At 39.5% G+C, this 15,176-nt stretch carries 13 protein-coding genes; 5 read left to right on the top strand and 8 right to left on the bottom strand.

The features are described from left to right. The first annotated feature begins 561 nt into the window (after positions 1–561). Positions 562–771: a TOBE domain-containing protein gene (locus FZC41_RS04100; RefSeq protein ID WP_148566126.1), complete on the top strand. Its 210-nt coding sequence runs from the start codon at positions 562–564 to the stop codon at positions 769–771. Between the two features lie 373 nt (positions 772–1,144). On the opposite strand, the gene FZC41_RS04095 is transcribed toward FZC41_RS04100, so the two are convergent. The 8 genes from FZC41_RS04095 to nifH are packed head-to-tail and all read right to left on the bottom strand — an operon-like array spanning position 1,145 to position 7,673. Then, positions 1,145–1,747 (bottom strand): Fe-only nitrogenase accessory AnfO family protein, encoded by a 603-nt coding sequence (locus tag FZC41_RS04095; protein ID WP_170253837.1) that lies wholly within the window; start codon positions 1,745–1,747, stop codon positions 1,145–1,147. Between the two features lie 10 nt (positions 1,748–1,757). Further along, positions 1,758–2,705 (bottom strand): membrane-binding protein, encoded by a 948-nt coding sequence (locus tag FZC41_RS04090; RefSeq protein ID WP_148566124.1) that lies wholly within the window; start codon positions 2,703–2,705, stop codon positions 1,758–1,760. 59 nt (positions 2,706–2,764) lie between these two features. After that, entirely contained in the window at positions 2,765–4,153 is a 1,389-nt protein-coding gene (anfK, locus tag FZC41_RS04085) for a Fe-only nitrogenase subunit beta (RefSeq protein ID WP_148566304.1), read from the bottom strand. Positions 4,154–4,168: 15 nt separating this feature from the next. Continuing rightward, a complete protein-coding gene (anfG, locus tag FZC41_RS04080) occupies positions 4,169–4,519 on the bottom strand; it encodes a Fe-only nitrogenase subunit delta (RefSeq protein WP_148566123.1) in 351 nt (116 codons plus the stop codon). 14 nt (positions 4,520–4,533) lie between these two features. Then, the gene (gene anfD, locus FZC41_RS04075) at positions 4,534–6,099 is read right to left on the bottom strand and encodes a nitrogenase iron-iron protein, alpha chain (RefSeq protein ID WP_148566122.1); all 1,566 of its coding nucleotides are present in this window, start codon (positions 6,097–6,099) and stop codon (positions 4,534–4,536) included. A gap of 32 nt (positions 6,100–6,131) precedes the next feature. Beyond that, positions 6,132–6,500, bottom strand: a complete 369-nt coding sequence (locus FZC41_RS04070; RefSeq protein WP_311135827.1) for a P-II family nitrogen regulator — start codon at positions 6,498–6,500, stop codon at positions 6,132–6,134. 5 nt (positions 6,501–6,505) lie between these two features. Beyond that, the gene (locus tag FZC41_RS04065) at positions 6,506–6,823 is read right to left on the bottom strand and encodes a P-II family nitrogen regulator (protein ID WP_148566120.1); all 318 of its coding nucleotides are present in this window, start codon (positions 6,821–6,823) and stop codon (positions 6,506–6,508) included. A 25-nt stretch (positions 6,824–6,848) separates the two neighbouring features. Continuing rightward, positions 6,849–7,673: a nitrogenase iron protein gene (gene nifH / locus FZC41_RS04060; protein ID WP_148566119.1), complete on the bottom strand. Its 825-nt coding sequence runs from the start codon at positions 7,671–7,673 to the stop codon at positions 6,849–6,851. Between the two features lie 603 nt (positions 7,674–8,276). Here nifH and FZC41_RS04055 point away from each other — a divergent pair. The 4 genes from FZC41_RS04055 (at position 8,277) to FZC41_RS04040 (ending at position 15,161) form a co-directional block, all read left to right on the top strand. After that, complete coding sequence (locus tag FZC41_RS04055) at positions 8,277–9,248, top strand: helix-turn-helix transcriptional regulator (protein WP_148566118.1); 972 nt, start codon at positions 8,277–8,279, stop codon at positions 9,246–9,248. 171 nt (positions 9,249–9,419) lie between these two features. Further along, the gene (locus FZC41_RS04050) at positions 9,420–9,953 is read left to right on the top strand and encodes a DUF2284 domain-containing protein (RefSeq protein WP_207725052.1); all 534 of its coding nucleotides are present in this window, start codon (positions 9,420–9,422) and stop codon (positions 9,951–9,953) included. A 141-nt stretch (positions 9,954–10,094) separates the two neighbouring features. Continuing rightward, positions 10,095–11,333, top strand: a complete 1,239-nt coding sequence (locus tag FZC41_RS04045) for a cation:proton antiporter (RefSeq protein WP_186855159.1) — start codon at positions 10,095–10,097, stop codon at positions 11,331–11,333. A 237-nt stretch (positions 11,334–11,570) separates the two neighbouring features. Next, positions 11,571–15,161 carry a B12-binding domain-containing radical SAM protein gene (locus FZC41_RS04040; protein WP_148566117.1) on the top strand — a complete coding sequence of 1,197 codons (3,591 nt, stop codon included), beginning with the start codon at positions 11,571–11,573 and terminating at the stop codon, positions 15,159–15,161. The last annotated feature ends 15 nt before the right edge of the window (positions 15,162–15,176 follow it).

The following is a 15,176-nucleotide window of genomic DNA, read 5'->3' as shown; positions in this document are numbered from 1 at the left end:
GGACAGAAAATGATGATTATTAAAATAAAAAAGAGCGCCATCTTTTATAAAATGGTAAGTCATAACTCAACAAAAACAAAAGATAAACGCTTTCTATATAGTTTAATTGATCTGGATGAAATATACAATAGTAAGTTAAATAAAAATCACAAAAATAGAACTCAATAACATTTTTCATTGGCATTAAGATTATTTGTAATGTGGATGCTTGTCTCGATACAAAATCAGAATTTTTAAAACAAACTTAACCTAATTAAACATAGTTAGATATAACCAATTGCAATCAATCATAGTGAAACGCAGTTAAAAGATATTAAAATGATCAAAATGAAACAATCATTGAAAATAAAAAATACGGATAATCTGAATGGTTATTGAATTTTAAACAATAGAAGAAATTCAATAAATAGCTTTAAAAAGCCATTTGCTTGAGAACAAAGATAGATATTAAAAGAAAAAAGAAGAAAAAATTAAGGAATTATTAAGTTTAATATGTTTCAATATAAATAACAAAAGATAATCTGAATGATTGTCTTATTAAATTTAAATCAGGAGGCTATTATGAAACTAAGTGCAAGAAATCAACTAAAAGGCAAAGTTGTCAGTATTGAAGAAGGCGCTGTGAACGGTATTGTAAAAATTGATATTGGAAATGGAAATATTGTTTCATCTACTATTTCATTGGCATCAATTAAAGAATTAGGTCTAACCGTCGGTTCTGATGCAACAGCAGTAATCAAAGCAACCTCTGTAATGTTGATGGTTGATTAATTTTAAAATTTAGGATTTTTGAAAAGAAAAAAGGGATAAAATAACCAGATAAAAAAGCGCACCCCAAATGTTAGATGAAAACCGGACGTTTGAAGGTGCACTTTTTTTATGTGAAAAAACTTGTTGAAATTAAAACTCTGATAATAAAATACAATCGGAGGTATTTTCCAATAATTATTTATGTATTTATGTGGCTTGTAATTATGAGAACTGTGAACAAAAAAAATAAATGGATTAGCTCGGAGATTTTCATTCAATACATATACAAATCGCAAAGATATGTATCGAATGCATGATTGATCTTGAACTAATCCCGTTAACTGGAGGTATTTTATAATAATAAATATTATAAGCATAATTAGTTTTCTATATATTAAACTTTAGAGACTTGGACCTTTAGGCAACGACCGGATTCACCGCTATTATATTTTAAACCTAAAAGAGGAAGCTCCTTTTCAAACCATTTTGGAATATGTGCGCAAACAATCTCAAGTTGAGTGAATGCTTTTTCTTTAAAAAATGGCAGTAATATTTGTTTGGAATTATACGATGTCTTTCCAGACATGACGTCTTGTAAATCAATGTAAAAATAACCAGGATGTTGTTCGAAAATAGCAATTGCTTCTAAAGGAACTTTTTCCTCAGTGCGCTGGTGTTTCTCACAATCCTGGATATATTCTAAAAACTCTTCAGGATAGCCTTCGATTTCTAACATTGATATTTGGAAATGTTCAAGAGCCAGATAATGAATGCCGCGGATTCGTTTAACAACGAGAACCTTGCAACTATTCAACCAGAGACCAATTTCATTCATATAATCTCTTAAACCATTTCCGTTTTCTAAGTGGTCGATGGAGTAGACTTTTTCTCTAGTCAAATTCCAGCCTTGCGTATTTTTTGAATAAACTTTAATGATACCATTTTCATTGAATACAGATGATTTTCCCGAAGCATTAACAAGAACTGCTATATCCATAACATCCTCCCTAACATCCGATACACTCTGAACAGTCATTTGGACTGCAGGCGTTATCTTCGAATTTCCCATCATATAAGATTAAGAACTCACATTCGCTGATTTTATAAGAAGTCGTATTTTCGTTAGTATCAAAAACAACGGTATCTTTTTCAAATTGGATCACGGTAGGGACTTTTAGAAAGTTGTCACTGAGCATATCTAAACGCAAATATTGAAAAATATTTTCGCGTTTGTTGGTGTTTAAATTTTTTATTGCGAAATCGCTATTAGTAAAAACACCGGATAAATTACCTTTTTCATCAAAATGGATTGAATTGAAATCGGCATCCATACCCAAAGCGGTGTAGTCAAAGGCGGTCACATTTCCAATGGGGGTATTGACTATGATTGGATGGGCGGGTTCAACTGATTCTAACAAGCCATTTTCATAGAGCTTAAATCCGATTCGAATGGGAATTATTCCGATTGGCGTCGCAATTTCAACTATTTCTCCCGGCCATAGGATTAGGCTGCTTAACTGTCCGCTTTCATAAAAACGAACAGCTATAATTCTTGCGGAAAATTCTCCGAAAGGAAATTGAAAATCATATTTTTCGGTGAGTTTAGTTTCGTCTTCCATAGACCAGCCAAAACCAATTTGACCATTAGATGGAAAAAGGCTGTCAATAGAGCCGTTTTCATGAAAGGTGATCAACTCAGCTTTTATGGCCCCGATTGGTGTTTCCACCTTTTTTCGTTCTTCCAATGCAATGCTTTTTATATTTCCGTTTTCATAGAAGGACAATGCTTTAGTATCCTTCTTTCGTTCGTCGGGATGTGAAAAGCGAGGTGTAAAATCACCGTAGTTTGTATGGAGAACATTCGGTTTATTTACTCTGCAATCCTTGATATTACCATTCTCATAGGTTATGGAACTTGTTATACCTTGAATTTCATATTTTATTTGGTTAAACATGATATCACCCTTTCATGAATTCAGTGATTTTTTAAATAGAGACAATAACAGTGTTGATACTACCAGACATTTAATATTGTTTCCCGGTTTTTCTTATATTCCATATCTACAAACCAGGTATTAGCAATTGTTTCGGCGAGCCACATGGCACCGGCATAGCCAACAACAGGATATCGGTACATGCCAGCACGGTCATAAACAGGGAAGCCGACACGAACCATTGGAATATTATTGTCCATGGCAGTAAATCGCCCTTTCGAATGGCCAAGAATCAGATCGACTTCCAAACCATCGTTTTTAATCCGGTTTTCCAATTCCCATAAATCTGCATTTGTGATTATTTCCATTTTGTAATCAAGATTTTTTTCAAATTCCTGAATTCGTGGATCATCTTTATAATTGGGGTTATCATCGCCCAGTAAAAGAAGCACGGGTTTCATTTCCATATCCAAACAGAATTGCGCAAGTCCAATGACTAAATCTGGATTTCCATAGATGGCTACTTTTTTATCAGCCAAAAACATATGGGTCACATCCGTGATGGCGTCAAGAGCAATGCCTCTTTCCCGAACCAATGATTCTGGTATCGGCTTGCCGGTCATCTCGCTGAGATTTTTCAAAAAAGTATCCGTATTTCTTATTCCAATGGGGGTTGGTCCGATGATCATGGGAATGTCAAATTCCTTTTGAAGATATTCGGCTGTTTTACCGCCTTCATAGCGATTCAGAGCGATTGTCCCGATGGCATTAGCGGTATCTATTAAATCTTCTACGGTCGTATCACCATGCGAAACGTGGTTGCCGCTTGGCATAAGGGGAGAATCAAAAGCTTCAATTTCAAAGAGTACATTTGCATCAACATCCATTTCAGAGAGTAAATGTTTTAAAGCTGTTACATCTCCGGGATTAACCCAACCGGTGATTAAATTAATTTTGTTGTTTGATTCGCCTTTTTTAGCGAAATAGCTGACAAAATCTTTTACGGCCAAATCGTAACCACTGACCATACTTCCGACAAAACTGGGGGTATGGATGGGGATCAGATGGACTTCCCGGCCAGGATATTTTTCAGGCAGGAGTGTTTCATTCAACTTGATGACTACGCCGTCAATATCATCGCCAATTACTTCGGTTGAACAAGTTGAAATTATGGGAATGACTTTAACGTTTGGATATCGCATTAAAAGAACGTCTACTGCTTGTTCAACACGGTCTAAAGCACCAAATATCGCGCCATCTTCGTGAACCGATGAAGAGGCAATTTCGAAGCTTTCCTTAAAATGTTGGGAAAACAACAAACGGACAAACATAACGCAGCCCTGACCCCCATGAACAATCCCGATGCATTCCTTGATGCCAATGCTGGCATACTGTGCCCCGCAGGGCTGACAGGTGAAAATCGGATTGATTACACCTGTTCGTTCTTTCTCGTTAACTTCACAATACATCATATCACTCCTTTTCTAATAAAGTGGATCATTTAATTCTTCATTAAGTGATCCGGTAATTGTCAGATAATCCAAACGGTTTTTTACTTCTTGCATGATCAGCTTAATTTCGGATTTCTCTATTCCTAACAACCAGGTAAATTTTTTTTTGTAATCATCTGCCAGACAAACGGCATCTACCCAATAACATTTATCTTCAAGCGTTTTAGCATCGAACGCTTCATCGCACAGAATTTGGGTTGTCATTCTGAGAATATTTTCATTTTGTCTTTCTCGATCCCAGGTTCGGGAATGAAACTGCCATAAACACTTTTTCATAATACAATCAATTAATTGTTCGACGCGGTCTTTTGTCAAATCATCCATTATCATTCCCTCCATCAGACTGCTTCAGAAACTTTTTTTGTCAAGTATTCTGGATATATTTTATCTCTCAGACCTTTTATGCAATCATATTCACCGGTATACTCTCTCAGTATTGTGGAATTTTTCACTTCATCGCTTAGATTGACATCAGAAAGCATCCGTTGGGTTTCAAAACCAACATCGGTTGGAATTTCATCCTTACTGATATCCAAGAGAGATAATTTGTGAATTGGTGAATAGATACCGTTGTAAATATCCCGGGCAAATCGTACCCAACCTTCATAGCCTTTCCAGGGCCCATTATGATAGGCGTGGGCATTGAGGTAGGGGACGCGAACTTTTTTGGCAACTTCACCAGGCCGCTTTCCGGTTAAAATGATATCCGGTTCAAGGGTTTCCATGGCTTCCATATTTTCAAGTTCATTTGGATCATCAATGGCAAGTGCGCCTTCTTCACATCGGGAGATTCCTTTTTCCATATCTTGTTGGTGACCAAATTTGGTATAGACGGATACGATATCAATGCCCATTTCTTCATGAAGAACATTTGCCCAATGCCAAAGTTTTGATCCGCCCGGCCATAGACATACTTTTTTGTGAGTCAGTCTTGCTTTGTACCAATCCAGTTCGGGCTTCCATCTTGCTGTTTCTTCAGTAATAATGGCTTCGGCTCTGTCTTCGATTCCGAAAAACATGGCGACTTTTCTAAGCGATGATGACAGTGGTTCAAATCCGAATCCATCAATGTCAAGACGCGGAATGCCATATCTTACCCTTAACTCGTTACAGATATATTCAGCAGATCGGGCACATTCCAAAACATTGAGTTGCGCTCGGTGCATCCCTCGTAAATCATCATAGGAACCATTTCCGGTAAAGGTTGAAAGAATTTGGATTCCCATCCGTTTGAAGAAATCCTGCATGACTTCCTGATCACCCTGGATATTGTATTCACCCACATAGTTGATGACATAATCACTGGTGATTTCTGGTTCAACGGTACCGACTTTCTGGTTCATCCAGGCGATATTTATTTTATGATGACCTCCTGATTGACTGGGTCCCCCAAATCCGGGGGAATTACAGACGAAAATATCTACATCCGGCATTTCTTCCATTATTTCATCAGCAATCGCACCGATATCATCTCCGATTAGTGCGGAAGCACAGGTTTGGTAAATAGTCATTCTTTTCATTGTCGGAAAAGCTTTAAAAGCTTCCAGAATATTTTTTTTCAACATCTTCTCGGCGCCAAATACGATGTTTTGTTCTTTCATATCGGTGGCGAAGGTGTATTTTAATTGAAAGTTATCATTATCACTGATATAGCGTTTTGTCTGCCAGGTATCATAAGTACAGCCGATTGGGCCATGACTCATATGGATGACATCTTTCATTGGGGTGCCTATTACATGCTTTGCACCGCAGTAGGCACAGCCTCGCTCAGAAAGTGATCCGGGAATTGTATTGAGATAGCCAAGGGGAAGAGCTGAAGTAATGTCTTCCCCGGGTCCTTTTATAACAGAATGTTTTTCACGTTCAGGTATAGATTCACTGCATTTAAATAAATGATAAGGCATGGTTTAATTCCTCCTTAATAATGGATTAGTTTTTAATTGATGGCGGCTTCGCCTTCTTCATCCGTTCGGACTCGGACAATATTATCAACGGGACAAACGAAAATTTTACCGTCTCCAAATTGTGACGTTTGATTAATGTCTATAATGGCCGATAGTACTTGATCGACATCGGCGTCATTGATTATAATTGAAAACTGACGTTTGGGGATGTATTTCATGACTCGGGGTTGTTCCAGTATACCTGGTCTTATTTCAATATTGATTTCCCCAATGAGTCCCCGTTGCTTGCCCCGGCCGAGAACGGGGATGGCGGTCATCGCCGGGTATCCTAATTTGTCAAGGGCATTCTTTGTGGCGCCTACTTTTTTAGGGCGGATGATTGCAATTATTTCCTTCATCATATCACCTAAAGCTCGGTATCGCCGGTACGAACCGCGACGACTCTTTCAACGGGGGTGATAAAGATCTTTCCATCACCAAAGTTGCCGGTGTAAGCCTTGCATTTAATCAGTTTTATGACCTCATCTACATTTTCATCTTCAACAACAAGCATGATTGATGTTTTTGGCAATTCGTCATAGTGGGTGGTTCCCACGGTTATGCCTTTTTGCTTACCGCGACCAAAAACGCTGCTTTTGGTCAATGAAATAAAACCTGCTGCTGCAAGACCATCCGCGATTGTATCAGCGACCTCCGGTCGGATAATTGCTCGTATCATTTTCATTTTTTAACACCTTTTTCCTTTCGAATTAATCGCCGATTCCATATTTAACAACCATTGCTTCCAGTTCGTCCATGGTTAAAGGTTTTGGAATAACAAAGTTTTTATTATCAATTATTTTTTTGGCAAGGATGCCGTATTCTTTTGCCTGGTTTTCGGTTGCGTCATATTCGACGACCGTCTTTTTATTAAATTCTGCTTTTTGAACAATATTGTCTCGGGGTACAAAATGGATCATTTGTGTTCCAATGGCAGCGGTGAATTCTTCCAGAAATTCTCGTTCGCGATCAACTTTACGACTGTTGCAGATAATCCCGCCAAGTCGGACGCCGCTTTGTTTTGCATATTTGACAAGACCTTTGCAGATGTTGTTGGCTGCATAGATGGCCATCATTTCGCCGGAAGCTACAATATAAACTTCTTCTGCTTTTCCATCTCGAATTGGCATTGCAAAACCGCCGCAAACGACATCTCCAAGTACATCAAAGAAAACGAAATCCAAATCTTCGGTGTAGGCTCCATTAGCTTCCATTAAGTCAATGGCTGTAATGACACCGCGGCCGGCACAACCGACACCTGGTTCTGGTCCTCCGGATTCTACACAGCGGATTCCCAAATATCCTTCACTAATGACTTTGTCGTTAGTGACCTTTTGAGCACCATGTTCTCTTAGTACATCCATTAAGGTTTCCTGGTGTTGGCCACCTAGAATGAGTCGTGTTGAATCTGCTTTTGGATCACATCCATGAATAAACACTTTTTTGTCATAGTAATGGGCCATGGCTGCTGCGGTATTTTGTTGGGTTGTGGATTTACCAATGCCGCCTTTTCCATAAATTGCAATTTTTCTCATTTTCTTGTACCTTCATTAGTCTTTCTTTTTAAATTATAAAAAAGAGGCTGCTTGAATTCAGCTATGAACTGAAATCAAATAACCTCTTTGTTATTTATAAATTTGGATGGTTCATTACCATCATATTTGATTTGAACAAAATTTTCAGGTTCGTCATTTATGTTATGTTTGTCACATTTGATAAATGATAACTCAGCCTAACGATGTAAAAACGGGATATGGATAATTTCACAAATATATTATTCGCTTTTATTACGTTTGATTATGTTTCGTTTTGTTTTGCTCTTGTTTATGTATTCTAATACGATCAAAATGAATTGTCAATACGTTTTGATTAAATATTTTTGTTACACGTTTTCAGCTTTTTAATTCGCTATTTTAACGTTTGTCACATTTATCACATGGTAAAAAAGTATTCATTAACTGATTAGTTGTTTTTAGACGATTCATCCTTAATTAGTAGGATCGAGTATATTTCTTTTTAGAAATTCATTTGTCCAGCCATTGTAAAGAAAATGAGGATGTGATAAAATTCAAAAAAGATTATTTTGAATGTAGTTTGCTGACAAATAATTTATTTCAAATATTTTGGGGGCATAAGAAGTGGAAAAAGATTTGCTAAGCGCACAGGAAGTTGCCGACATATTAAAAATTGCCAGAAATACTGTATACGCGCTTATAAAACGGGGAGAATTGTCTTCATCAAAGGTAGGTAAACAAGTTAGAATTTCGAGAGATGAGGTTGAATCCTATTTAAAAAGAACGATGAATATTGATACAAATCGGGAAAAAGCTTCGAAAAAAAGTAATATTCCGGTGGAGGAAAGCAATAATCGAACATTAAATCAAAACATGAATGAGACGATTCGAGGTAATAATGGATTCATCATTTGTGGACAGGATATTTCGCTGGATGTATTAATCAATCACTTGAACAATAGAAACGATTCACTTCAAATTTATCGTTCTTATTTAAGCAGTTATAACGGCATTTATGCTCTTTATCAAGGGAAAGTGAATCTAGTAACCGCTCATATGTGGGATGGTGAGGTTAATGATTATAATATTTCATATATAAAAAAAATGATGCCAGGTATACCAGCTTTAATCATGAGAATAGGAAAGCGACAACAAGGGCTTTATGTGCAAAGAAATAACCCTAAAAACATTAATAATTGGAAGGACTTAAAGCGTTCGGATCTTACAATTGTAAATAGAGAGAAGGGTAGCGGAACTCGAATTTTATTGGATGAAAAACTTCGGCTTGAGGGTATCGATGGCGAAAAAATTGAGGGGTACTTTCGTGAATGCAAGTCGCATCTTGCAGTAGCAAATATTGTGTCTCGTGGCGGAGCTGATGTGGGGATTGGCAGTGAAACAGGCTGCATGAATATTCAAGGGGTTGAATTCATTCCTCTGCAAACAGAATGTTATGATCTTGTAATAAGATTGTCTGATGCTGATAAGCAGCCGTACAAAACGGTTATTGAAATAGTAACTTCAGAATCATTTAAAATGGACCTTCAAAATATCCTTAATTACGACACATCGGAAACGGGAAGGATTGTCGAGTGAGGCGTGGCTTGTAAAATCAAGGTTAATTGATATTGAAGTGGTAGCCATCTTGAAGATGACTTTCTCTATTACCAGGATTATGAATCAAATATGAGGTAAGAGCGACCTGCTATGAGAGTGGCGGGTTCTTTTGATTTTACAATAAAATTTACTGATGAGGTTAACGAATAGATGATTACAAAAGAAGAAATTGAAAAGAAAATTACGGAATATCCGATAGTTGAGTATGCATTTTTTGATCCCGCTGAACTCAATTTTCATCAGGCGGTGAGAACTATCTGTAAAAATGAATGTCCGCAATATGGCAAATCGTGGTCCTGCCCTCCGGCGGTTGGAACCCTGGATGAATGTAAAGGCCGGTGTACAAGTTACGATCACGCCTTTATTTTCAGCACCATATCTGAAGTCAGTGACATTCTCAATATGGATGAAATGCTTTCAACCAGAGGAGAACATATTCAGATTGTAAACCAAATAAAGAAAAATGTTTTTAGTGAAAATGACGATATCCTTATTCTTACGGCAGAATCGTGTGCTCTATGTGAAAAATGTGCATACCCGGATCAAGCCTGTCGGCATTTAGATAAAATGTATCCCTGTATTGAAAGCCAGACAATCAGTGTGACAGACATATGTGAAAAGCATAACCTGTCATTTTTCAATGGTTATAACGTCGTTACCTGGTTTGGCATGATCCTTTTTTAGGCTATTAAATAGTGTGGCATTAGATTTCTATTATACAGGAGGATGCTCATACTTGTTTGTCAACAGTAAAATAGATCATTGAGATATGTTTTATCGTAAGGTATAATTTAAGCATAAAATACAATTAAGAGGTGACCTGTAGTGGCGGGAAATGTTGTAGAACTGGCAGACAATCTGATGCGGATTTTGGCAATCATTACTTTTCTTGGTATTGTTTTAACGCAAGTGAGCAAGCGGATACACATACCAGATGTCGTGCTGTACATTGCGGCGGGTATCATTGTAGGACCAACGGTTTTGAACATCATTGATTTTAGTGAATATGCGGTAATCAATCAGCTGATTTTATCGTTTGGTGCGGCTTACATACTGTTTGACGGCGGCAGAGAAATTGAGCTCAAGGTATTAAATGAAGTAAAGGTAACCATCGGGTTATTGGCGACTGTCGGCGTGCTTATTTCTGCGGTTGTTACCGGCTTCTTTGCCTGGAAGATACTCAACATCGATTTTATCTATGCCTTGCTGCTGGGTGCGGTCATTGCGTCAACAGATCCTTCCGTGCTGGTGCCTTTGTTTAAAAACATGAACATCAGCCCTAAATTGAAGCAGACCATTATCTCGGAATCGGCATTCAATGATGCCGCGGGAGCCATCATTACCTTTGCGATTGTTGGAATAGCGGCCGGAGGCGGTTTTTCAATTGGAGGCAGTCTTCTGGATCTGCTGAAGACGGCCGGCGGAGGAGTCCTGGTTGGGGCAATCATCGGTTATGTTGGAAACCTGCTTGTCTGCGAAGGCAAATTCGGACGGTTTCGGGGATTTACGGCTGAGATGGCGATAGCTGCTGTTTTGGCGGCTTATGTCCTGTCAGAGTCGATTGGAGTCAGCGGCTTTATGGCAGCATTCACCGTTGGTATGATCTGCGGAAACAAACGCATGTTCAACCTAAAGGTGCATGAAGAAGGTCATGAGAAGCATGAAAAATTCAAGGATGTGACGATATCCTTAATCAGGATGCTGATCTTCATGCTGCTGGGAATTCAAATGAATTTCGTGATCATTTCGCAGTACTGGGTACAGGCACTGCTGGTGATTCTGGCTTTTGTCTTTCTGGCACGACCGATCTCGGTTCTGCTCACGGTACCTCTGGACCGAAAAGCAAAGTGGAATATCAGGGAAATCGCTTATTTATGCTGGACAAGAGAAACGGGCGTGATTCCCGCCGCATTGGCAGGCATGCTGATCACGATGAATATTCCAAATGCCCAGCTGATATCCGCAGTCACTTCAATTGCGATTATTATCACGCTAACATTTCAGGCGAGCACGGCAAAATACTTTGCCAGAGTGCTGAAGCTTGAGGTCGAACCGAAAAAATAAAGTTATATTATCAATATCAGTTCATCATAAGCAATCAATAGCCAAAACTGCGGTAGGTAAAAAGCGCAGTTTTGGCTATCTTTTTTTTGTTAAGATAGGCATGAAAAGTTAACAAATAAACGATAGACAAAGTGAACAAAATAGAATAAAATGAAAAAAATATTAAAATGAAAATTTAAAAAAATTATATCGATATAGGGAGTACTGAAAACAAAAAATACAATTGGGAGGCAAATATTGAAAACGATTAATCTGAAGCTGATGCTTATTCATAGAGGAACGCGAACCCATTCAATCACTCAAATTGAGCCCATTGGCCATATGTCATTAGCTGAAATGATGGCCAGCAAAGGTATTGAAGTTGCCGTATTTTCTGGAGAACTGTTAAAAGGCCTGGAATTTCTCAAAACTGATGGTTGTGATGTAAATACAGTAGTGGCTTTGTATTGCGATTATGAGAATCAGTCGGCAATTGAAAGCTTTTCACAGGAGATTAAAAAGCGATATGGCGCCTATGTTTTTATCGGCGGCCCCCAGACAGTTGGCTTAGGTGAAGGCTTTTTAAGAACCAGTCGGGCAGACGGCATTGCCAGAGGAGAAGGGGAGTATTCTCTCTACGAGATCATCAGAAACATTGAAAACGAAGATGAAGAAAATTGGGAAAAGATTCCAGGAATGTGTTCATTCAGAAAAGACGGAACCTATTATGACAATGGTATTTATCCGGCTATCGAGAATTTAGACGAACTACCGATTATTACCGGTAAAATTAAATCCTCCCAGCATCAGGGAATTAATCATATGGCAGTCATGTCAGGACGAGGGTGTCCTTTCCACTGCTCTTTTTGTTATGAGGGTGCGAACAGTAAAAATGTCAGGCGCCGCAGTGTGGAAAATGTGATGAAAGAAATCCGCTGTCGTTTGGCCCAGAATCCCAATGTGAAATACATCTTTTTCGGAGATGATACCTTCACCCTGGATAAGGAACGGGTCAAAGATTTTTGTGAACAACTCAAAGAGCTGCGAAAAGAACACGATTTTGTCTGGTTTGCCGATGCCCATGTGAATATTGTTATTAAATATCCGGAAATTGTGAAAATGATGGTCGAGGCCGGCCTGGTCCGGATGCAAATCGGTATTGAAAGCTGCAATCAGCATATCATCGATATTTACAACAAAAAGATCAAACGGGAAGGTCTTTTCGAAGTCGTTGAGATCTGTAAGAAAGCGGGGCTGCCCCAGCTGGTTGGTAATATCATCATCGGAGGAGCTCTGGAGACCCGGGAAACCCTGGATTATACATTCAACACAGTCAATGAAATGATCAGAGCCGGTCGGGGGATGGTGGAGGTGGTCAGCACCTTTTATATGCCTTTCCCGGAAACCGCCATGTCTAAAAATCCTGAGGCTTTTGGGATTTTTGTGAAAGATGAGGCGGCGCTGACATCAGTGGGTGATTTCCCGGTGATTGAAACCGAAACCCTGAGTATCGAGGAAATCTGTGCCGCCAGAAATGAGTTTTTTGAAGAGAATATTAAGCTCATGCAAAAAATGCTCAGGGATGGTGAGATTCCGGATGAGGTGATTCTGGAGAGCTATGCACTCAGTGAAAAATACAGCCTCAGTGGGATGTGGCAGGGACTGGTTTATTCCCGATATCCCTATTTCGATGCCCAGTATAAGGCCCGGATTCGGGGCGATAAGCTCATTAAAGACTATGACACGGAAACAGTTTTTGAGACCCATCCCCAGCGGATCGCGCTGCTTTCCCTGACACCAGAGCTGGCGGAAGAAATTCCGATTTTAAACGGATTTGTCTATTCGCCGTTTGAATTTGAGGTGCTAACCTATACCTCAGGCAAGCTAACCATTAATGAAATGGCAGAACTACTCTTTAAAAAACATGAACAGAATTTTGGAGACCTTCATGAATTTAAATGCTATCTCCTGGAGACCATCAAAAAACTGGAATCCGTGGGCATGTGTGTGTTATCAGGATCTCTAAAAGCCAAAGACGAAGATAAAGAATGGGTGAAACAGGAGAAAACAGTGGAAAGTAAAGTGAAAAACAAGGTCATCCTTTTTAAATTATCAACCATCGGGATGGAAATTGCCGGCTTCAGCAGAAATGGAGCTTTCCTGGGGATCTATGGATTGGCAAGCTATCTTGATTCAAAAGGGTATGATGCCACGGTATGCGAATGCCGGCCGGATCAGACCATCGATTTTCTGAAAAAATTTAATCGGGAGGAAGTCTGTGGGATTGGTTTTTCGGTTGATTTTGAAAACAAACATGTGGCTAAAAAGGTAAGTGCGACCATTACCGAAACCTTTAACATTCCCGTGCTTGTCGGCGGCCCTGAAGCTATTTCTCTGAATGAAGATTATCTCAGACAGTCAAAGGCATGCGCCATCGTTCGGGGCGAGGGGGAACTGGCGATGGTCCGGGTTCTGGATGCCTTGAAAGAAAACAAAAACCTGGATGACATTCCTGGAATTTTCTATATCAATGAGAAAAACGAATGCATCGACCGGGGGGAAGGCCCGGTTATTGAGAACCTCGATGATCTGCCATTTCCGGCCTATGATAAAAGCATGACTCCCATCGATTACTCCAGTCTTTATCTGATGAGCAGCCGGGGATGCCCGTACCACTGCGTTTTCTGCCATGAAGGAGCCTTGAAACGGCCCATGCGTCAGCGGAGCGTGGCAAACGTCATTGCCGAAATGCGTCATTTTCTGCTTAAATACCCGGAACTCAATTATTTTAACTTTTGTGATGACACGCTGGTCACCAATCCCAAATGGCTGGATGATTTCTGCCGGGAGGCAAAGGCCCTTCAAGCGATTAAACCCTTTCAGTTCTATTGTGAAGCCGATGTAGTATCTTTAAGCAGACGGCCGGAAGTGTTAGAAGTCATGGTCGATGCTGGTCTCAACCGTCTTCAAATCGGCATTGAGTCAGTGGATAAGGACATGCTGAAGATATACCGAAAAAATATATCTCCAGAAATGGTCGAAACGGTTGTTAAAGCAGCCTATGATGCCGGGGTTCAACAGGTTTTTGGAGCCCTGCTGGTTGGCGGCCCTTTTGAAAACCGTGAACACATTGAGAAAAATAAGGCTTTTGGTGCCAAGCTGCTGCGGCTGGGCCCGGGGATGATGGAAATTGCCCCCAGTATTGTGATGCCCTATCCCATGACCGATATTGGTCTGCATCCTGAAAAATATGGGTTAACCATCTATGATGAACAGGGTTTAGGCAGTATTTCTGATTATCCGATTATGGACAGTGAAACGATGGATCGCCGGGAAATTATGGGAGCGTATCAGGAATATCTGCAAAGTTTTGTGGATGAAGTAAAAGTCATGCTTAACGACGGGGACTTAAAGCATGAGGATATTTTAAGATGCTATAAAAAAGCCATGGGAGCCAGAGGCCCCAAATACTGGATTAATATCATTTCGCATCATAAGCCAACCCTGACGGCCTACTATACCATGTTAGCCAGAGAATCCGCCAGTCGGATTGTCGATGTGAACCCGGTGGAATTGCCCAATTGGCGGCCGCAACGGATGATTGAAATGTGGCGGGATGTTGATTTTTCCGAGGGCTACCCGGTTTTGTGGGGAGAAGCACTCTCTCCGTTTGAATATGAAGTGATGAAATACTGTACCGGCAAAAGTACCATTAAAACCGTTGCTGAAATATTCTATGACCGATTTGGAAAACCATTTGGAGAAAATTTTGATGAATTTATGGAACGACTAATTGAAACGTTGAAAGTTTTTGATAAAAAATATTGGCTTCTTGTTGTTCCGTTTTAGAAAATGGGTAAGAAA

It is taken from the genome of Acetobacterium paludosum, assembly GCF_008086595.1.
Classification (GTDB): domain Bacteria; phylum Bacillota; class Clostridia; order Eubacteriales; family Eubacteriaceae; genus Acetobacterium; species Acetobacterium paludosum.
The sequence above is the reverse complement of the archived record's forward strand: the minus strand, read 5'-3'. Positions and strand labels throughout refer to the sequence as shown.

Bases quoted from the DNA above. Each gene is read 5' to 3' on its own strand.
- FZC41_RS04050 (WP_207725052.1), top strand. From the start codon at position 9,420: ATGATTACAAAAGAAGAAATTGAAAAGAAAATTACGGAATATCCGATA.
- FZC41_RS04065 (WP_148566120.1), bottom strand. From the start codon at position 6,823: ATGAAAATGATACGAGCAATTATCCGACCGGAGGTCGCTGATACAATC.
- anfG (WP_148566123.1), bottom strand. From the start codon at position 4,519: ATGGATGATTTGACAAAAGACCGCGTCGAACAATTAATTGATTGTATT.
- FZC41_RS04070 (WP_311135827.1), bottom strand. From the start codon at position 6,500: ATGATGAAGGAAATAATTGCAATCATCCGCCCTAAAAAAGTAGGCGCC.
- anfK (WP_148566304.1), bottom strand. From the start codon at position 4,153: ATGTATTGTGAAGTTAACGAGAAAGAACGAACAGGTGTAATCAATCCG.
- nifH (WP_148566119.1), bottom strand. From the start codon at position 7,673: ATGAGAAAAATTGCAATTTATGGAAAAGGCGGCATTGGTAAATCCACA.
- FZC41_RS04090 (WP_148566124.1), bottom strand. From the start codon at position 2,705: ATGTTTAACCAAATAAAATATGAAATTCAAGGTATAACAAGTTCCATA.
- anfD (WP_148566122.1), bottom strand. From the start codon at position 6,099: ATGCCTTATCATTTATTTAAATGCAGTGAATCTATACCTGAACGTGAA.
- FZC41_RS04100 (WP_148566126.1), top strand. From the start codon at position 562: ATGAAACTAAGTGCAAGAAATCAACTAAAAGGCAAAGTTGTCAGTATT.
- FZC41_RS04095 (WP_170253837.1), bottom strand. From the start codon at position 1,747: ATGGATATAGCAGTTCTTGTTAATGCTTCGGGAAAATCATCTGTATTC.